We start from the raw sequence: 18,412 nt of genomic DNA on the forward strand, positions 1-18,412 counted from the left end.
CGGGATACTCCCGCCAGCCGCCCAAAACAGCTCCCCCGGACAAATGCTTAACCTGTAACCCAGAAACCAAGTCTAGTGCATGACAAATCACTCACCGACCGCCCGCCGCATCGCTAAGACCATCCTGAATGGTTTTGATGCGTATTTCGCAGACTACCAGAACATCACTCTAGGCGCCAAGGCACGCTTTGAGACCGCCTCCTGGCAGGCCGTTCATGATGCCAACAAGGAGCGTATTGACCTATACAAAACCAAGGTCAACCAGGTGCTCAAACTGGTGCATTCGGTGACCAGTAAAGACACCAGCCAGCTGGAACTTTGGAGAGATGCCCGCGCCACCTACGCGCAATTGATCGCCAATCACAGTAATTACGAGATCGCAGAAACCTTCTTTAACTCTGTATTTTGCAGCCAGTTCCATCACGCAGATATTCACGACAGAAATATTTTCGTCAAGCCCTCACGCGCTCCAGACGACAAACCGCTGCGGGATTACAGTATTTATATCAGCTACAGCGGGCGTGATGGACTCGAATACATGATCGAGGACATCCTCAAAGACTTCAGTTTTTCCGCCCCCTGGGAAAACATGCAGCGGGATATAGAAAATATTTGCGCGGCCCTGCGCGAGGCACCGCTGGCCAACCTGGAGAATGAGAAACAACTGCGTGTGGATATGCTGGAGTCAGTTTTCTACCGCAATAAGGCCGCCTATCTGGTTGGGCGTATGATTTTCAATGGCGAAGTGGTGCCCATTATTCTGCCCTGCTTGAATAACGGTCGCGGCGGCATTTTTGTAGATACCCTGCTGCACAGCAACGACTCCGCCAGTATCATCTTCAGTTTCACCCGCTCCTATTTTATGGTGGATGCGCCTATCCCCTCGCGCTTTGTACGCTTCCTCTCCACCATTATGCCGCTCAAGGAAAAGTCGGAATTGTACAATTCCATCGGCTTCCACAAGCACGGCAAGACGGAATTCTATCGCCATATCCTGGCGCATATGAAGGTAAGCAGCGACCAGTTTGTGATCGCCCCCGGTATCAAAGGCATGGTGATGAGTGTATTTACCCTGCCCTCCTATCCTGTGGTTTTCAAAGTCATCAAGGACCGCTTCGACCGCCCCAAAACCGTCACGGAAGAAATTGTGCGGGATAAATACAAATTTGTATCCCGCTCCGACCGGGTTGGGCGCATGGCCGATACCCAGGAGTACACCAACTTCATCTTCTATCGCAATCGCTTTAGCGAGGAGTTGCTGCGTGAACTGCAGGAGGTCGCGCCCTCCAAACTGGTCATTAATGAAAAATGGGTGATCATCAAGCATCTCTATGTTGAGCGGCGTATGGAACCCCTTAACCTCTATCTGCAAAACGCCAGCGAGGAGGAAACCCGCGAGGCCATGGAGGAGTATGGCAATGCCATCAAGCAGCTGGCAGCAGCCAATATCTTTCCCGGCGACATGCTCCTCAAGAATTTTGGTGTGACCCGTCACGGCCGTGTGGTTTTCTACGATTACGACGAACTTTGCCCCCTGACCGAATGCAACTTCCGCAAGATTCCCGAGGCGCAAACCCCCGAGCAGGAGCTGGCGGATAAACCCTGGTACACCGTGGATGAGGCAGATGTTTTCCCAGAAGAATTTCGCCTGTTCTTCTCTGGCAACCCCATCGCGCGTTCCGCTTTTGAGAGGCTACACAGCGATCTCTACGACTATCGTTATTGGAGACGTCTGCAAGATCGAATCCGCGCCGGACACGTGGAAAGTGCCTTCCCCTACCGACGCAAATGGCGCTTTCACCGCCGCGCCCCGGCCATCGCACGGAACAAATAAGCGCGCAAACTATGGCTATATTGGTAGGAGGCCCCCACAATTCGAACAGGTGAACAGTGCGCATATTTGCATGGGCCGCAACCCTCGCGGCCCTGGCTCTATTAACGGCCAGCGGCTGCGGTTATCTGCCCAGCGAAATGACCATCCCCGGCAAGGAAAAGGCACCGCCTCCTCACGCCCGTATCACCGGAAAGCCTCAAGTCGTCAGCTGTGCAACCCCTGCGCAAGGATTTCGCCAGATTCCTTTCGACAGCCTGTATACCTTTACCGGCAGTGAGCGTCAGCCATTTCAAGAGAAAACCAGTGTGCCAATGCAATACGATGTACTGGCCTATGTGTGGGGCAGCGAACGCTGTGCGCCGAGCGCCTTTTGCAGAAGAGGGAATTACTATTACTTAATCGGACGCGGACCCGGTAATGACTTCCAAACCTGGGTCGTTACCCCGCAGTATCCGCGTATGATTATTCAATCTCCCTGCGCCGAGCAATTGCGCATAGGGCAGCGCTACCGCTTCTCATTCAGCCGTGGCAAATTGGTGGGCTTCAGCCCAGTGAGATAGCGACTCGGCCAGCCACAAATGAGCCATCGTCAGATATCAATCAGGAATACCCTGCCTTAACGTTCTAATTTATCGGCCTCCACACTGGATTAATCTTCCTGGCCGAGGCGTTTCAGGTAACCGTAAATAGCATCCTGGGCGCGACAACTTTTTCCCTCTCGATTGGCCAGGCGGGTATTACTCTGCGTGGCATCCAAAATTCTCGCTTTCTGATTATCGCTCCACTGCAAATCCATAATATGCCTGATGGTCTTGCGATGCTCCGGGTTGGATACCGGAAAGGTGACCTCCACCCGCTGGTCCAAATTGCGCTTCATCAGATCAGCTGAGGACATCCACATAATCTCCTCGCCACCATTATGGAAAATGTACACGCGCGCGTGTTCCAGGTATTTATCGACCAGGCTGATAGCCTGGATATTGTCAGACAGTCCGGGAGTTTCACAGATTAGCGAACACATACCGCGAATCAGCAATTTTATTTTTACCCCTGCTGCACTGGCCCTATAGAGTTGCTCAATCACCTGGCTGTCGACCAGGTTATTGCATTTAAAAAACAGCCCAGCCTCACGCCCTTCCTTGGCCGCTTCTATCTCCCGCTCAGTAGCTTCTTCTAAGGAATTGCGCAGATTAAATGGTGAGACAATGATATTTCTATAAACAGGCCGCTTATCTGGAGAGCGCATAAATTCAAATACATTGTATATTTCACGGCCAACCGACTGGTCATTAGTCAGCAAGCTAAAATCACAATAAATACGAGCGGTGTTTTCATTGAAATTACCAGTGCCCAAATGAGTATAAAAACGGTTTTTGCCTTCCTCCCGCCGCACCACAGAAATTAATTTAGCATGTACTTTCAGACCCGGTATTCCGTAGACCACCTGAACACCAGCTTCTCTCAATTCATGAGACCAGTGGATATTGGCCATTTCATCGAAGCTCGCCCTAAGCTCCACTACGGCAATCACTTTTTTATTGTTTCTCACCGCATTGATTAGTGCGGCCACCACCCGTGAATTTTTTGCCACCCGGTACAGGCTGATACGAATTTCCCTGACCTTGGGATCTATGGCTGCCGACGCGAGGAAATTGGTGATCGCACGAAAATCGTGGTAGGGATAATAGAAAAGCTGATCCCCTAGCCTCAATTGTGCAAAGATACTCTCGTTGACCGGCAGGGTAGGCAATGGCGCCATGCGCTTGTAGCGATGACTGCGTGAGTCACTGGCAAAACCCATCAGGTCTTTGGAATTGTGATAACGCCCACCTGGGGTGTAGCTATCATAGCGGCCCATTTTTAACTTTTTCTTCACCAGCCCCAATAGTGCTTTGGGCATTTCCGCATCATAGGCCAGGCGCACCGGGTCCGCATATTTTCTCTGTTTAAGAGAGCGTTCAACGCGGTCCACAATATTCTGGGTAACCTCCTCACTGACTTCCAACTCTGCATCGCGGCTGATCTTAAACATATAAGCTTGAGCGGAGAGGATCGGCAGCACATGACGAAACACATCCATCAGGCAAGCACGAATGATATTATCCAGAACAATATAAACTTTTTCCCGCTTACCCTTGCGCGCCGGAATTTCCACAAAGCGCGAGAGGGTATCCGTTGGAATTTCCATAGCGGCATAGCGCCGCAGGTTACCTTTTAATGCAAGGGTAATTGCAAAATAAATATTCTTTTCGTTGAGCAACGGCATGGTATTGCGCTCATCGATAAAGAAAGGCTCCAACTCTGGCAGCACCTCGCGGTGAAAGTACTCTTCGACAAAAGCCCGCTGCTGCTCATTCAGGTGGGTTTCCCGGACAATGTGGATATTGTGCTTATCAAGGACCGAGAGCACTTCGGCATAGGCTTTGGAGTAGCGCCTTTGCAGCTGCAATACCCGACTATTAATTTGCCCTAGCAGGTCAGAAAAGTGCTGTTTCTGTTCCTCACCGATCGTAAATGCCGTGAGTCTACGAACATCGGCCACTCGCACCCGAAAAAATTCATCCAGGTTATTAGAGAAAATACCCAGAAAGTGTACCCGCTCGATAATGGGTACACTCTCATCTTCCACCTCCTGCAACACCCGTTCGTTAAAGGACAACCAGCTCAATTCTTTGGGGAAGAGGGGGATATCACTCGGCATCGGAAAACCATTTCACATAATTACCAGTTCAAACATCATAACAAGATCGACCGGGATAAAATCCCACAAAAAGACGAAATCTCTATGACAGGGGTATACTTAGCGCAAGCCGAGCTCTCTCAAAACAAACTCGTGCAGCTCTCCTTGACCCACAGGGTACTTCGCACTAACCAAAACTATTTGGTGATTTTGCAAGTGCAGGAGCGGTTTGCTCTATAAATTTAAGCAGGTGCCAGGATGCCTACACAAACACCGATTGAACGCTATGTCGCGCTCGACCTCGGTTCCAACAGCTTCCACCTGTTACTGGCAGAATTCCGTGGGCAGCGTATGGTGCGCCTGCATACAGACCGCGCGATGGTGCGCCTGGCGGAGGGGTTGAACGCCCATCACCACCTGGACCCGGCGGTGTCTGAGCGCGCCCTGGCCGCCCTTACCCGCTTCCAGCCGGTACTACAAAAACTGCCGGCCGATCATATTCGCGTCGTCGGCACCAATACCCTCCGTGCCGCCGCGGCCAATGCCGATGGCTTTCTCGAAGAGGCCGAGTCAATTCTCGGCGTGCCCGTGGAAATTATTAGCGGCATTGAGGAGGCGCGGCTAATTTACAGTGGAGTAATGGCCGCTGCCGACGGTCCACCGCGGCTTCGCTGCATCATCGATATCGGCGGAGGCTCCACCGAACTGGTGCGCGGTAGCGAAGCCCCTCAACAATTGCAAAGCCTGAACATGGGCTGTGTTTCCTACAGCCGACGTTTTTTTGCCGATGGCTTAATCAGCGAAAACACCGTCAACCATTTTAAGCGCGCACAGCGTGCCGCCCGTGCAGAGCTGCAGGAGCTACAGCACATCGCAGCCGAGGCGGAAGTAATCGGTTGCTCGGGCAGTGTGAAAGCGGTTTCCCGGGTGCTCAATGGAGGGGAAGTGGCGGATATCCTGCGGGAGGATATCAACCGGCTCGCCGAAGAAGTCTCCCAGGTGGAGCATATCGCCGAACTGGACCTGCCCAATCTCGATGAGGAGCGACGCCCTGTATTCGCCGCTGGCCTGGCAATCCTGCATGCCATCTTCTGTGAGCTGGATATCCAACGTATGGAAGTTTCCCCTTATGCCATCCGCGAGGGCATAGTGCACGACCTGGCGGGGCGACTGCACGGTGGCGATCGCCGCGCCAGCACAGTAGACGCCGTGGTACAGCGCTGGCAGATCGATCAAAACCAGGTGCGCCGCGTCAACGACACCGCACTTAAACTGCTGCAGCAACTCCGCCCCGAATTTCCACTCGAGGGCAGGCAGCGGCTGCGCTGGGCCATCCAGTTACACGAAGTAGGACTGGCGCTTACCCACAGCAGCTTCCGAAAACTTGGTGCCTATATGATCAAGCACGCGGATATGGCCGGATTTTCCAATGGTGAGCAGGAACACCTGGCCTATCTGGTGCGCAACCAGCGCGGCACCATCAAGCCTCCTAAAGAACACTATGGTTTCCACCCGAGCCCGGATTTACTGCTGTGCCTGCGCCTGGCCTGTATTATTCACCGCGACCGCACGGAGCGCACTCTGCAGGGTGTTAACCTGGCAGACCAAGGAGACGCCTTCCGCCTGCAGATAGCGCGGGACTGGCTCGACAAGAGCCCCGCCATCGAAGAGCTGCTCTACCAGGAGGAGCAGCATTGGCAATCGCAGAATCGTCCGTTGCGCCTACTGGCGGTTTAATCTTTTCAGCCAATTCAAGGGCCCGATTTAGAGCGAGCCCGCAGCCATTTGCAACCTACAATCAGTACCTATGAAGCTCAGAGAAGTTACCCTCAGCCACCACTACGCCGATATGGGCGATGTTTTTGGCCGCCGTATCGCCCCCACGCCTTTCAAGCACCCACAGCTAATCGATATCAACCCCGCGGTGCTGCAGCTACTCGGAATCGATGCTTCAGAGGCGACCAATCCCGACTGGGCCCAACTGGGCTGTGGTGCCAAGCTATTTCAGGGCAGCCGCCCCTTCGCCATGAAGTACACAGGCCATCAGTTTGGCGTCTACAACCCGGATCTGGGTGACGGTCGCGCCCTGCTGCTGGGGGAGATAGGGCACCAGGGCAAAGAATGGGAATTGCACCTGAAAGGCGCCGGCCAAACCCCCTACTCCCGCTTTGGTGACGGCCGCGCGGTGTTGCGCTCCACCATTCGGGAATATCTCGCCGGAGAGGCCTTAAGTGGCCTGGGCATTCGCTCTACCCGCGCGTTGAGTATCGTCGGCAGCGACGAGTCAGTGACCCGCGAGCAAATTGAAAGAGGCGCCATGCTGATCCGCGTGGCCGAGAGTCATGTGCGCTTCGGCCACTTCGAATACCTGTTTTACACCAAGCAACTACAGGCCCAGCAACAGCTTATCGGTGAGATTTGCCGGCGTTTTGTTCCCAATACCCAAGGGCTCAATGTCGGCGAGCAGGCCGAAGCCATGCTGCGTTTTACCACCAAACGCAGTGCCGAGCTGGTGGCCGGCTGGCAAGCGGTGGGCTTCGCCCACGGTGTACTGAATACCGACAACATGTCGATCATCGGCGACACCTTTGACTACGGCCCCTATGCCTTTCTCGATGACTACGACCCCACCTTTATCTGCAATCATTCGGACCATACCGGTCGCTATGCCTTCGAGCAGCAGCCCGGCGTGGTGCTCTGGAACCTGAATGCCCTGGCCCACGCTCTATCCGACTTTGTCAGTGTGGAGGCGCTGCGCGACTGCCTGGAGCAGTTCCAACCCCTGGTGACCCAAGCCTATGCTGAGAGAATGCGCGCCAAGTTGGGGCTTACCACCGAGGAGGATGGCGATCAGGCGCTGTGCGCCGATCTACTGCAGCTGTTACAACAAGGTGAAGCGGACTACACCCGCTTCTTCCGCGCCCTGTCCCACTACCGCGGCGAGCGCCCCGCCCAAGGACTTCAGGAATGTCTCGCCGAAGCCCAGCACAGTGCTCTCGAGCAGTGGCTGGAGCACTACGACCGACGCCTGGCGCGCGAGCACAGTGATTCCTGCGCCCGCAACCGAGCCATGCTGGCAGCAAACCCCAAATACCTATTGCGTAACTATTTGGCACAGAAGGTTATCGAGGCTGCCGAAGCCGGGGATTACCAGCCCTTGCGTACCCTGCGCCAGCTACTGCAGAGCCCATTTGACGAACATCCTCAGCACGAAGTCTGGGCCAGCGCCCCACCGGAATCCGGCAAGCGTATCCCGTTGAGCTGTAGCTCTTAAAGTGACCTAAAAAATCATGGGCCGCAATCACCATATGTAGGGAAACTTCGCGGCTCCGGTTCAATTCCTCAACCACCTGACCAATGCAATGCATCAGCACATCCTTGTCCTGCATGATCGCGCGGCCGTCAGCGCTCCGAATTACCATTGTCGGCAAAGCTTCAAGCAACTTTTGTGTCAAATGTGCAACGATCAAGTTTGATCACGTAGAACTTTATGGTCAGGACAGTTTCTTGACCAAAGGAAAGACACCTCCTAACAGCCGCTAGCGAGGAGCTGGCTATGAGCGTAAGATTTGAGTTAGGGAAACAACGGAGGTCAACAATGGCTAGTTCACCCGCAAAGAAAGATGAGTTCAAGCTTCGAGACTTCAGCGAGGTATCAACGGCTGAAATTGCAGATATTGCTCGCAAAGCTGGACAAGAAGCCCGGCAGGAGTCGCTCGACGCAGGTTGTGAGGTTGTGAGCGAAGACGAGCAAGGTAGAACCGTAATAACCAAGAAGCTGCCAGATGGAACCGAGCAGCGAGTAGTCAAGGGAGAGACTGAGGATGGCGGAGCGTAAGCCAAGGATGATATTGATTGCTGGACCAAACGGGTCCGGCAAAAGCACACTAACAAATAAGCTGATGTCTGAAGGTTTAGACTTCGGCGTTTATATAAATCCCGATGAGATTGCGGCTCGCCTCAAAGGGAGCGATCAGGAAAGGGTGAAGGCAGCGCAAAAGATTGCTGAAGCTCAACGCAACAATCTGCGCCAGACGAAAACAAGTCACTCCTTCGAATCGGTGATGAGTCACCCGAGCAAGATTGAGTACATGGTCCAAGCTAAGGCCGATGGCTTTGAAGTGATGCTTCTCTTCGTCGGCATCAATGACCCTCAGAAGAACGTGGCCCGTGTGGCTGACCGAGTTAAAAAAGGTGGTCATCCCGTTCCCGTCGATAAGATCCTCTCCCGCTACAAGCGAACCATGGAAATGCTGTTCGATGCTGCCATGGCCGCCGATCATGCCCTAATCTTTGACAATACTTCTGAGGACGGAATCAAGTTGGTCGCTGAAGTGAAGAACAGAGACTTAGTGAGCTATGTAAACGGCACGCCATGGGTTAAAACCTACTTTATGGACAAGTACAACGATCAGGGCTCCTGGTAGCCTTCTTCTCTCCTGGGTCGGCGTAGGCTATAGGCTATTCGACCCACTCCCTCACCTTGAGAATAAATTCGCCAGTTCTAGAGAAAGACACGGTTGTTTTGTTCACATTTTTCACACACAGCCTCAACAGCTGTCATATTCTGGCAAATCTTTTATTGAGTACCCTTAGTAACCAAAATGGTACAACTTGCGAACAAATTACCGGGATTTGCGGTCAAATGTCGTCTGTATGCGGTTATTTTTTTACCCGATGGTGACTTATGCGGTGTCGCTGCAAGTGACTTCCTGTAAGATCTGGGTCACCCACTGAATAGAGGAAAACCTACAAATGATAAGAAACCTGCTTCTGGCCACATTTGGCCTGCTGTTCGCCCTGCAGGCCAATGCCGCAGATGTTGTAGGCAAGTGGCGCACTATCGATGACGAATCCGGCAAGCCCAGATCCATCGTGGAAATTTATGAAAAGGACGGCAAGTACTTCGGCAAGATCGTCCAGCTGTTGCTGAAACCCAATGACACCATTTGCGAGAACTGTCCTGGCGACCTGAAGGGCAAGCCTATCGTAGGAATGGACGTGATCACCAATATGGTGAAAAAAGGCAAAAAATACGAAGGCGGGGAAATTATGGACCCGGTGAAAGGCAAGGTGTACGACTGCAAGTTCTGGCTGGAAAACGACAACACCCTGAAAGTGCGCGGTTACCTCGGTTTTCTCTACCGTACCCAGACCTGGTACAGAGTCGAAGAGTAAAATACAGGGCCCGCAATGCGGGCCTTTCTTTTTTCTAGTTTTTTTCTAGCGAGTAGTCGCTGGCTAGTCCGATTTAAATGACTAGCCCCTCTTAGTTCCGCTAGTTCTGCGCTCTGCGCAAATCCCAACTCTTCCTGTTTTTCTCTTTTTCTACAGAACCACTCTGCCACTCTCACCGGTAGAGGCGCGCGCGGAAACCACCTTGGCATCTTCACTGGTATCGATACGCACCTTGGCACTCATCCCTGCGCGTAGCGGCGGCGCATCCTTGAGGGGATAAAGGCGCAAGCGCACCGGCACCCGCTGCACTACCTTTTGCCATTCGCCACTGGCATTCTGCGGCGGGGTTGGCGAGAACTCACTGCCGCTAGCCGGGCTCATGCTGTCCACCTGGGCCTGCCATTCAAAGTCCGGGTAGGCATCGAGGGTCACCTCCGCCTGCTGGCCTGTGCGCACCCTGGCCAGTTCGGTTTCTTTGAGGTTGGCTTCCACCCATAGGCCGCTAGTGCCCACCATATACAGGAGGCTCTCACCGACAGTCGCCATCTCTCCGACCTGTGGCAGGGTATTGGCGATCACACCATCCATAGGCGCAATAATGCGGGTGCGCGACAGCTGATAATTGGCCTTGTCCAACTGCGCCTGAGCCACCTTGAGATCAGCCTGCTCTTCCAGGGCCACACTGGGGTCGCCGCCCAGCTCGGCACGCAGACTGGAGAGTTTCTCCGCATTGATGGTGATCTGTGCGCGGGCACGCTCCAGTTGCTGGCGGGCGCTATCCAGTTCCGCCTCAGAGAAAGCCACCTTGCCCAGCTTTTCATTGCGCTCCAGCTGGCGCCGGTAGAAGTCTGCATCTTTGCGCGCCTGCTGCAGGGCGGCATCCGCCTCGGCATATTCGGCGCGGCGCGCCAGCAGGTCATTGCGCACCTGGGCCAGGCGCGCCTCGGCCTCTGTCACCGCCAGTTCATAGGCGGTGCGATCAATTTGAATCAGTAGCTGGCCTTTGAAAACCGGCTCATTAGCACTCACCAGCACCTTGGTCACCACACCATGGACTTCCGGCGCCAGGGAGACCTTATCCGCCTTTACATAGGCGTTTTGCGTCTCGACGATATCGCCGCCGCCATACAGGCTCCAGCCGGCCGCCAGGGCGACAAGCGCCAACCCCAGGGCGCCCCCCAGCTTGCGCATCGCGCTCGGCTTTAGCTTCAGGTGCAGCTTTTCAGTCACATTCAATCTCTTCGCCTATCAAATTCTTGCGCAGCCGCCCGAGCAGCGCCTGCAGTTGCCCTATTTCCGCCGCAGTAAAGCCATCCAGGGCGTGATTGCGGGTCTCCTCTGCCAAATCACCCAGCAGCGCCATCGCCGGCTGGGCCAAATCGGTGGGATAAATCCTGAAACAGCGCCGATCCTGCGGATCGGGCCGCCGCTCCACCAGCCCTTCGCCTTGCAGCTTATCGAGCAGGCGCGCCAGACTGATCGGCGCAATCTCCAGGCGCCCCGCCAGTGCAGTTTGCTTCAGCCCCTGCTCTCGCGTCAGGTGCCAGAGCACCTGCCAGCGGGCATCGCTGAGGCCGTGATCCCTTGCGCGGCGGTCAAAGTTACGCCGCAGTAGGCGTGCCGCACTGTGCAGCGCAAAGCTCATCTCGGTTGCGCTGTCTTTTCCTGACTCGCCCATCCCTGACATAGTCTCTCCCTTTTTTGAGGGCGCTCATTATAAGCCTGCTTATTATTTCATCAATGCGCGGCTTATCAATAAAAAGCTGGCAATAAAAAAGCGGTCGTAACGACCGCTTTGGCTCTGCCGCATCACTGCTTGGCTTATTTTTCCAGCACCTCGATGCTATCGACCTTCTGGAAGCCCCGTGGCAGCTTGTTGCCCCGTCGGCCGCGCTCACCGCGGTAGTGCTCCATTTCCGAGATCTTGATCTTGGTATGGCGCTTACCGGCATGCACGACCAGCTGGTTTTTACCCTCTAACACGGCGATTCCCACCACCACTTCCTCGCGGCTTGCGGCCCGCGCGGCAGTGATATTGATAATCTTGTTGCCCTTGCCTTTCGACAATTCCGGCAGCTCTGTGACAGGGAATACCAGCATGCGCCCCTCTGAGGTCACTGCCGCCAGCAGCGCTTCTTCTGGACTGTCTAGCAACTGTGGCGGCAGTACCTGCGCGCCTTTAGGCAGGGTCAACATGGCCTTACCCGACTTGTTGCGCGACTGCAGATCGGCGAGCCTGGCGATAAAACCATAACCCGCATCGGAGGCCAACAGAACCCGCTGGTCGTCCGACCCCATCAACAACCCCTTGAAAGTCGCTCCAGAAGGGGGGTTGATACGACCACTCAGTGGCTCACCCTGGCCCCGCGCCGATGGCAGGGTATGGGAGGCGATGGAATAACTGCGCCCGGTGCTATCGAGCAACAGCGCGGGTTGGTTACTCTTGCCGCGTGCGGCAAAGCCAAGGTTGTCTCCAGCCTTATAGCTCAGCGCCGCCGCATCAATCTCATGGCCCTTGGCCGCACGAATCCAGCCTTTCTCGGAAACCACCACGGTGATGGGGTCGGAAGACAGCAGCTCAGATTCGCTAAACGCCCTGGCTTCTTCGCGGGCCACAATGGGGGAACGGCGCTCGTCGCCGAACTCCTTGGCCGCAGCCAGCAATTCTTTCTTGATCAGGGTCTTGAGGCGGCGCTCACTATCCAGGGTCTTGGTCAGGGTATCGCGCTCTTTCTCCAGCTCCGCCTGCTCGCCGCGGATTTTCATTTCTTCCAATCGCGCTAACTGACGCAGCTTGGTATCGAGGATGTAATCCGCCTGGATATCCGTCAGCTCGAAGCGATCCATCAGCTCCTGCTTGGGTTCATCGCTGGTACGGATAATCTCGATCACTTCATCGATATTGAGGAAGGCAACCAACAAGCCGGCCAACAGATGCAGACGCTTCTCTACTTTATCAAGGCGGAATTGCAAACGGCGGCGGGTGGTGGTGGCGCGGAAAGTCAGCCACTCGCGCAGGATCTTATCGAGGGACTTCACCTGTGGGCGGCCATCGATACCGATCATATTCATATTGACGCGGTAGTTGCGCTCCAAATCGGTGGTAGCGAACAGGTGATTCATCACCGATTCCATCTCCACTCGGTTGGACTTAGGCACAATTACCAAGCGCGTGGGATTTTCGTGATCCGACTCATCGCGCAGGTCACTCACCATCGGCAATTTCTTCGCCTGCATCTGCTGAGCGATCTGCTCCAGCACCTTGGCGCCGCTCACCTGATGGGGCAGCGCGGTAATCACAATATCGCCGTCTTCCTTACTCCACAGGGCGCGCATCTTGATAGAGCCGCGACCGCTGGTGTAAATCTTCCGAATATCTTCGCGCGGGGTAATAATCTCCGCCTCGGTGGGCATATCCGGGCCGAGAATATGCTCGCACAGCTCTTCCACCGTGGCCTTGGGGTTTTCCAGCAGTGCCACCGTCGCGTTGACCACTTCGCGCAAATTGTGCGGAGGAATATCGGTGGCCATACCCACGGCAATACCGGTGGTACCGTTTAACAGGATATTCGGCACCCGCGCCGGCAACACACAGGGCTCATCCATGGTGCCATCGAAATTCGGCTGCCAATCCACCGTGCCTTGGCCCAGTTCCGACAACAACACTTCCGAGTATTTACCCATACGTGACTCGGTATAACGCATGGCGGCGAAGGACTTAGGATCATCCGGGGAGCCCCAGTTGCCCTGGCCGTCGATCAATGGGTAGCGGTAGCTGAACGGCTGTGCCATCAATACCATCGCCTCATACACGGCGCTATCGCCGTGGGGATGGTACTTACCGATCACATCGCCGACGGTGCGCGCGGACTTCTTATACTTGGCGGTATTCTTCAGGCCCAGCTCGCTCATAGCGTAGACAATACGCCGCTGCACCGGCTTCAGGCCGTCACCGATGTTCGGCAGGGCACGATCCAGGATCACATACATGGAGTAATCCAGGTACGCCTTTTCGGTGTACTCCTTTAACGGCAGGCGCTCTGTGGCCTCATAGACAGAGGTGTCGGTCATACAGCACTCGTTATTCGATTCGGAAAGAGCGGATTATGGCGGACTGGGGCGGGAGGTTCAAAGGGAAGCGGCAGGTTCAAAGGGAAGCGGCAGGTTCAAAAAGTTGAACTGCATCAATGAAGGAGAACTATGACTATGGTTATCAACTGAATGCCTCCGAGAGCTTCAACCACATCCTTCTATAGTTAGGATGTGGTTAAGCCATCATGAGTCGCAGACTAAGTTATGTTGCGGGATAGTTGAGAATAAAAAAGTAACCCTCACAGATTCTCAATTTTCATCACCTAACTAATCGAACCAACCTATCACAGTCATAGTACTTAATTCATACGATAGAGATATCAGTACTTTAGAATACCAACCCCAAAAAAAACTATTAACTGCAAAGTTGTTTGCAAGTAACCCATAAAATGCCGCAGCTAAAACTAGAAAAACTAAATATCGGCCCACTTAAAAAAGTACGGTTGGAAATACAACCAGGAGAAATCATTTGCCTTTCAGGTTCTTCTGGTTCAGGTAAGAGCCGACTGCTCAGGGCCATTGCCGACATTGAACCCCATAGTGGTGATATCTCTCTTGACGACATAGATCAGAAGGAAATGTCTGGGCACCAGTGGCGCCGCCAAGTTATGTTGGCGCCAGCACAGAGCGCCTGGTGGTACGAGACAGTCGGGGAACACTTTAATCAAACGATGGGGAAAGCATTAAACACACTGGGGTTTCCCGAGGAGGCAACAGAATGGCAGGTAAGCCAGCTCTCCTCCGGAGAGAAACAACGCTTGGCGCTTATTCGCGCGCTCTCCTACGCACCACAGGCACTTTTACTGGATGAACCCACTGCCAACCTGGATGCAAACACTACGAGTAAAGTAGAAGCATGGCTTATAGCAGAAATCAGCAAACATCAATATCCGGTTATCTGGGTGGCCCATAGTAAAGAGCAGATCCAGCGCGTAGCCAGCAGACATTTTGAAATTAAAGGGAGCAACCTAATAGAGAGGGAGATATCACAATGAATGTGATCGATCTTTCCTGGTGGCAGCTATCAATGGCTGCCGCGTTGGTAGTCGCTCTGGCAATTTGCACCCATATCGCCCGGTTACAGCTCGGTAAACCGCTGATTATTGCGGCGGTGCGCACGGCGATTCAGCTGACGCTTGTCAGTTTGATACTGGAAGCGCTATTCGCCGTAGGCACCCTGTTATGGGTGAGTCTGTTAGGGCTGGCGATGTTATTGTTTGCCGGGCAACAAGTCGTCTCGCGGCAAAAATATCGCCTACGAGGCGGCTGGAGTTTTGCCATCGGCACCCTCTCCATGCTGGTATCCGCGTTTAGCGTCACAATACTAAGCTTGGTGGTACTGATTGCCCCCCAGCCCTGGTACCAACCACAATACTCCATTCCTCTATTAGGCATGCTGCTGGGAAATACCATGACCGGTGTCGCCCTGGGCCTGGACCGACTAACAGAAAGTATGCAGCGTTCGCAGGATATTATTGAAAATCGTTTAATGCTTGGCGAAACCTGGCGACAAGCCAGTATTGAATTTCGCAGGGATGCGATGCGCGCGGGGTTGATGCCAACGATCAATTCGATGGCAGCAGCCGGTATTGTATTTCTGCCAGGTATGATGACCGGGCAGATACTAGCTGGCACATCTCCTACAGTTGCAGTGAAATATCAGATTTTGATTATGTTTACGATTGCTGCAGGTACGGGGTTTGGAACTTTTGTAGCAGTTGCTCTATGTGCGAGACGAATGTTTGATAAGCGCGAACGCTTATGTATCGATAGGCTACTAGCAGGGCATTTTTAGTTTAACTATCTTGGTTTCAAGTAATAACTGTAATATTTTCATGCTGCAAGAAAATCATCTTGAAGCCCCATAAATAGCTCATTCGGTGACCTTTCACCCCGACTCAATCTTGCCTACTATTTAGGCAGCCCATTACAAATTAAACCTGCTGACCTGTTACTTTATTGAAGTCTGTATCCTTTGGGAAATTCTGCCGAATGAGACCGTTAGTATTTTTATTTATCCCTCTTTCCCAAGATAATAATGGGTGAGCAAAATAAATATCAGCGCCCAAGCCTTTCGCAATCGTTTCATGAACAGCGAATTCAAGACCGTTGTCGAAGGTAATTGTGTTGATTTTATCTTTGAAACTCACCATAAGCTAACTGCTGCTTCAGATAGCAAGTATGATCGTTTGCCAGTCAATCTAACAATAACGGTAAATAACGTTTTGCGCTCAACCATAGTCAGCAAAGCCTCGCCACGCCTCTAGCCTATAACAGTATCACCTTCCCAGTCGCCAATCCGATTCATTCGGTCTTCAACAGCTGGCCGATAATACTTTTCATACCATTTGCGATAGGGTTTTGATGCAATCCTAAGGTGCTTGTATAAGTCTCCACAATTTGCCCGATCTAAATAAATTAGTTGGTAGATCGTCTCATGGTGTAACGATACACCTGTATGTCTCTTTAAATAGCTTGCAGTTTGCTGGGGACTTAGTTCTTTCCAGGTTAGGGTGACTATTTGTTGCCACACACAATTAGTTACTTTCTGTGCCTTGTACCCTTGCTGGCGTCTTGGTTCTGCAAGCTTATTTGCTTGCCCTGGACGATATCCTCGCAAGCCTATATTGCGTCGTAGCTCTCGGCTGATCGTCGAGGGATGCCTTTCCAATAATTTTGCTATTGCTTTCTGAGAGTGTCCGGCTTTTCTTAGGCTGTAAATCTGGTATCGTTTGGTAGTAGCTCATCAGTGCCTTTCTCTTGGTCGGGAGAGGTGCGGTCTCTACCAGCCGAGCCCTCCTTTACCAATTGCACTTATTATCCGAAACCAAGTCCCATAATTATCATTCCCTAGATTTTTAACAATCATACTCCTTCCCTGTCTGACAGATTTACTTCCTAAGAAAGACAAACCACCCCAAAAGGAAAATCAGCGCACGCTTTCTATCATGCAAATGTAATTGTTTCAATAAAATTAAAACACTTATTGCAAAATTTTATTTAATAATCACTACCTAACACTTAAAGCAGTTCATAAAAAGATAGTCAAAAAATTTAAACAAAAGTGCAAAATAGATATTTATGAAGAGGTAGAGTTTTTGTAAGAAACTTGGAGGGATGAAAGAACCAGAAATAGAGTAGATACCAATCTAAAAAGTGCCGATTCATGGCTCGGCACTTTTAACGTTAAATCAGCGGCCCAAGAACAAAATAAGTACAAAAATAATTAAACCAATCAGCAGAATCCAGACACCTCGCAACATCAAAGAGCGTGCATACTCCGCTTCTTTATAACGCAGCGCATAGGGAATCCCGGTAATGGGTCCAAGAAAGATGGTTACAATACCCCAAACCCAATGCTTATTGCCCAAGGCAGTGAGTGCGGCCATAAGGCCTCCAAACCAACACAAGGTGACACCTATGACACATATCACTAGTGCGATTATGGACCACCATTGATTAGCCAGGAAAATTTCTACTATCTGTGTTTCTGTCATGGCAATTTGCCACTCCCTATTACTACTTGGTCATTCCACATTTTCAGGCCCTTTCTGCAGTTTAAAATGACTGCTTGTGGGAATCTCGTGTCACCCACAAGCTGTGCTGCGGGCACAGTTACTCATAAATCCAAATCCAAATCCAAATCCAAATCCAAATCCAAATCCAAAAGCACTGTTAGCGTCTAATAGTAACCTTAAAGGGGGACAAATGGTCCCCCAAATAGTAACTGGGAGTGTGTAACCACTCACTCTCCGGAAAATTCAGTGACCAACTCCAGGCCGGTGATATTTCTAGTCTCGTTGGCGAAGCTATAGTAAGTGGGCTTCTCATCAATAAATATCTGATGGGTCATTGTTACTTCTGGGGGAAGCTCGAAAATACCTGCAGGTACTGAATATTGCTGAGTTTCCTTTAATCGGTAGAAGAGATGGGAGCCACATTTTGAACAGAAACCACGCTCAGCCCAGTCTGAAGAGTCAAATACCGATACATGTTCTTCACCGGAGATTTCAACACTGGTCTGGCAGTCTACTGCCAACAGTGGACCACCACTCCATTTCTTGCACATACCACAATGACAGACCCCAAGGTCAGAAGAAGGCAATTCAGCCTTAATGGTCACAGAACCGCACAGGCAGCTTCCCTGGAGTTGATTAGAATCGTTCATATTTTTCTCTCTCTTCTGTAAAGCTATAGAAGCGTACACTTACTAACTCTTGCCATAGGACAATCTAAGACTCATAAGACTTGCAGCGTCGCTTGAACCAGTTGATCCTTTTGGTGTGATTCAGCGGGCAATTTTCCTTGCACAACCGCCCCAGATCTTCCAGGGTGGTTGCTTCTGGATAGTTTGCGACTTCCTCATCAGCAATGATGTGGCGAAATCCCGGCTCATCCGCTGTAATCAGGAAGTGATTTTCCTTATCACCAATTAAGATCTTCTCCCTGGCCATTGCGTAAACCTGGAATTCCCACATACCCCAGGCACTCCATTTATTCATTACCAAACACGTGCACATGGTTTTAAGGGGCTGCTGCTGTTCAACAGCAAATACAGAGGTTGAAAACAGTAATAGGAATAACAGGGTTATTCTCATATTCATTCCTTGAATATTTATTCTTTTAAA

General features: G+C 52.2%; 16 protein-coding genes and 2 pseudogenes. 9 read left to right on the forward strand and 9 right to left on the reverse strand.

The features are described from left to right. Positions 1 to 79 precede the first annotated feature (79 nt). Positions 80 to 1,834: a bifunctional isocitrate dehydrogenase kinase/phosphatase gene (aceK, locus tag ACJJID_RS14800; protein WP_444920135.1), complete on the forward strand. Its 1,755-nt coding sequence runs from the start codon at positions 80 to 82 to the stop codon at positions 1,832 to 1,834. Positions 1,835 to 1,890: 56 nt separating this feature from the next. Continuing rightward, positions 1,891 to 2,394 (forward strand): hypothetical protein, encoded by a 504-nt coding sequence (locus tag ACJJID_RS14805; RefSeq protein ID WP_152454983.1) that lies wholly within the window; start codon positions 1,891 to 1,893, stop codon positions 2,392 to 2,394. A gap of 89 nt (positions 2,395 to 2,483) precedes the next feature. On the opposite strand, the gene ppk1 is transcribed toward ACJJID_RS14805, so the two are convergent. Beyond that, entirely contained in the window at positions 2,484 to 4,535 is a 2,052-nt protein-coding gene (ppk1, locus tag ACJJID_RS14810; RefSeq protein WP_444920136.1) for a polyphosphate kinase 1, read from the reverse strand. A gap of 237 nt (positions 4,536 to 4,772) precedes the next feature. Here ppk1 and ACJJID_RS14815 point away from each other — a divergent pair, with 237 nt between their 5' ends. Then, a complete protein-coding gene (locus ACJJID_RS14815) occupies positions 4,773 to 6,251 on the forward strand; it encodes a Ppx/GppA phosphatase family protein (protein ID WP_444920137.1) in 1,479 nt (492 codons plus the stop codon). A 70-nt stretch (positions 6,252 to 6,321) separates the two neighbouring features. Continuing rightward, positions 6,322 to 7,788 (forward strand): protein adenylyltransferase SelO, encoded by a 1,467-nt coding sequence (locus tag ACJJID_RS14820; RefSeq protein ID WP_444920138.1) that lies wholly within the window; start codon positions 6,322 to 6,324, stop codon positions 7,786 to 7,788. A gap of 43 nt (positions 7,789 to 7,831) precedes the next feature. Here the strand turns inward: ACJJID_RS14820 and ACJJID_RS14825 are convergent. After that, a pseudogene (locus tag ACJJID_RS14825) lies at positions 7,832 to 7,936 on the reverse strand (replication initiator protein A); the annotation flags it as partial. A gap of 176 nt (positions 7,937 to 8,112) precedes the next feature. Between ACJJID_RS14825 and ACJJID_RS14830 the strand changes: the two are divergent. From ACJJID_RS14830 to ACJJID_RS14840, 3 genes are all read left to right on the forward strand, one after another. Then, positions 8,113 to 8,352: a hypothetical protein gene (locus ACJJID_RS14830; RefSeq protein WP_444920139.1), complete on the forward strand. Its 240-nt coding sequence runs from the start codon at positions 8,113 to 8,115 to the stop codon at positions 8,350 to 8,352. Continuing rightward, positions 8,339 to 8,941 (forward strand): zeta toxin family protein, encoded by a 603-nt coding sequence (locus ACJJID_RS14835; RefSeq protein WP_444920140.1) that lies wholly within the window; start codon positions 8,339 to 8,341, stop codon positions 8,939 to 8,941. Before ACJJID_RS14830 ends, ACJJID_RS14835 begins: the two co-directional genes overlap by 14 nt. Positions 8,942 to 9,269: 328 nt before the next feature. After that, positions 9,270 to 9,692: a DUF2147 domain-containing protein gene (locus tag ACJJID_RS14840; protein ID WP_152455013.1), complete on the forward strand. Its 423-nt coding sequence runs from the start codon at positions 9,270 to 9,272 to the stop codon at positions 9,690 to 9,692. A gap of 150 nt (positions 9,693 to 9,842) precedes the next feature. Here the strand turns inward: ACJJID_RS14840 and ACJJID_RS14845 are convergent, their stop codons facing one another. The 3 genes from ACJJID_RS14845 to parC all read right to left on the reverse strand — a co-directional run bounded on the left by ACJJID_RS14845 (position 9,843) and on the right by parC (position 13,763). Continuing rightward, positions 9,843 to 10,922 (reverse strand): HlyD family secretion protein, encoded by a 1,080-nt coding sequence (locus ACJJID_RS14845; protein ID WP_152455015.1) that lies wholly within the window; start codon positions 10,920 to 10,922, stop codon positions 9,843 to 9,845. Then, a complete protein-coding gene (locus ACJJID_RS14850; RefSeq protein WP_444920141.1) occupies positions 10,915 to 11,379 on the reverse strand; it encodes a MarR family winged helix-turn-helix transcriptional regulator in 465 nt (154 codons plus the stop codon). The genes ACJJID_RS14845 and ACJJID_RS14850 overlap by 8 nt, the downstream gene beginning before the upstream one ends. Positions 11,380 to 11,513: 134 nt before the next feature. After that, on the reverse strand, positions 11,514 to 13,763 hold the full coding sequence (gene parC / locus ACJJID_RS14855; protein WP_444920142.1) for a DNA topoisomerase IV subunit A: 2,250 nt from the start codon (positions 13,761 to 13,763) through the stop codon (positions 11,514 to 11,516). 410 nt (positions 13,764 to 14,173) lie between these two features. Between parC and ACJJID_RS14860 the strand changes: the two genes are divergently transcribed. Beyond that, the gene (locus ACJJID_RS14860) at positions 14,174 to 14,779 is read left to right on the forward strand and encodes an ABC transporter ATP-binding protein (protein WP_444920143.1); all 606 of its coding nucleotides are present in this window, start codon (positions 14,174 to 14,176) and stop codon (positions 14,777 to 14,779) included. Then, on the forward strand, positions 14,776 to 15,579 hold the full coding sequence (locus ACJJID_RS14865) for an ABC transporter permease (protein WP_444920144.1): 804 nt from the start codon (positions 14,776 to 14,778) through the stop codon (positions 15,577 to 15,579). The genes ACJJID_RS14860 and ACJJID_RS14865 overlap by 4 nt, the downstream gene beginning before the upstream one ends. A gap of 38 nt (positions 15,580 to 15,617) precedes the next feature. On the opposite strand, the pseudogene ACJJID_RS14870 reads toward ACJJID_RS14865, so the two are convergent. From ACJJID_RS14870 to ACJJID_RS14885, 4 genes and pseudogenes are all read right to left on the reverse strand, one after another. After that, positions 15,618 to 16,506: pseudogene (locus ACJJID_RS14870) on the reverse strand (IS30 family transposase). 469 nt (positions 16,507 to 16,975) lie between these two features. Further along, complete coding sequence (locus tag ACJJID_RS14875; protein WP_444920145.1) at positions 16,976 to 17,173, reverse strand: hypothetical protein; 198 nt, start codon at positions 17,171 to 17,173, stop codon at positions 16,976 to 16,978. 356 nt (positions 17,174 to 17,529) lie between these two features. After that, on the reverse strand, positions 17,530 to 17,952 hold the full coding sequence (locus tag ACJJID_RS14880; RefSeq protein ID WP_444920146.1) for a GFA family protein: 423 nt from the start codon (positions 17,950 to 17,952) through the stop codon (positions 17,530 to 17,532). Positions 17,953 to 18,016: 64 nt separating this feature from the next. Then, positions 18,017 to 18,382 (reverse strand): hypothetical protein, encoded by a 366-nt coding sequence (locus tag ACJJID_RS14885; protein ID WP_444920147.1) that lies wholly within the window; start codon positions 18,380 to 18,382, stop codon positions 18,017 to 18,019. Between the last annotated feature and the right edge of the window lie 30 nt (positions 18,383 to 18,412).

The organism is Microbulbifer sp. CnH-101-G (genome assembly GCF_052466775.1).

Bases quoted from the DNA above. Each gene is read 5' to 3' on its own strand.
- ACJJID_RS14880 (WP_444920146.1), bottom strand. From the start codon at position 17,952: ATGAACGATTCTAATCAACTCCAGGGAAGCTGCCTGTGCGGTTCTGTG.
- parC (WP_444920142.1), bottom strand. From the start codon at position 13,763: ATGACCGACACCTCTGTCTATGAGGCCACAGAGCGCCTGCCGTTAAAG.
- ACJJID_RS14815 (WP_444920137.1), top strand. From the start codon at position 4,773: ATGCCTACACAAACACCGATTGAACGCTATGTCGCGCTCGACCTCGGT.
- ACJJID_RS14830 (WP_444920139.1), top strand. From the start codon at position 8,113: ATGGCTAGTTCACCCGCAAAGAAAGATGAGTTCAAGCTTCGAGACTTC.
- ACJJID_RS14860 (WP_444920143.1), top strand. From the start codon at position 14,174: ATGCCGCAGCTAAAACTAGAAAAACTAAATATCGGCCCACTTAAAAAA.
- ACJJID_RS14865 (WP_444920144.1), top strand. From the start codon at position 14,776: ATGAATGTGATCGATCTTTCCTGGTGGCAGCTATCAATGGCTGCCGCG.
- aceK (WP_444920135.1), top strand. From the start codon at position 80: ATGACAAATCACTCACCGACCGCCCGCCGCATCGCTAAGACCATCCTG.
- ACJJID_RS14840 (WP_152455013.1), top strand. From the start codon at position 9,270: ATGATAAGAAACCTGCTTCTGGCCACATTTGGCCTGCTGTTCGCCCTG.
- ACJJID_RS14875 (WP_444920145.1), bottom strand. From the start codon at position 17,173: ATGGCCGCACTCACTGCCTTGGGCAATAAGCATTGGGTTTGGGGTATT.
- ACJJID_RS14885 (WP_444920147.1), bottom strand. From the start codon at position 18,382: ATGAGAATAACCCTGTTATTCCTATTACTGTTTTCAACCTCTGTATTT.
- ppk1 (WP_444920136.1), bottom strand. From the start codon at position 4,535: ATGCCGAGTGATATCCCCCTCTTCCCCAAAGAATTGAGCTGGTTGTCC.
- ACJJID_RS14835 (WP_444920140.1), top strand. From the start codon at position 8,339: ATGGCGGAGCGTAAGCCAAGGATGATATTGATTGCTGGACCAAACGGG.
- ACJJID_RS14820 (WP_444920138.1), top strand. From the start codon at position 6,322: ATGAAGCTCAGAGAAGTTACCCTCAGCCACCACTACGCCGATATGGGC.
- ACJJID_RS14850 (WP_444920141.1), bottom strand. From the start codon at position 11,379: ATGTCAGGGATGGGCGAGTCAGGAAAAGACAGCGCAACCGAGATGAGC.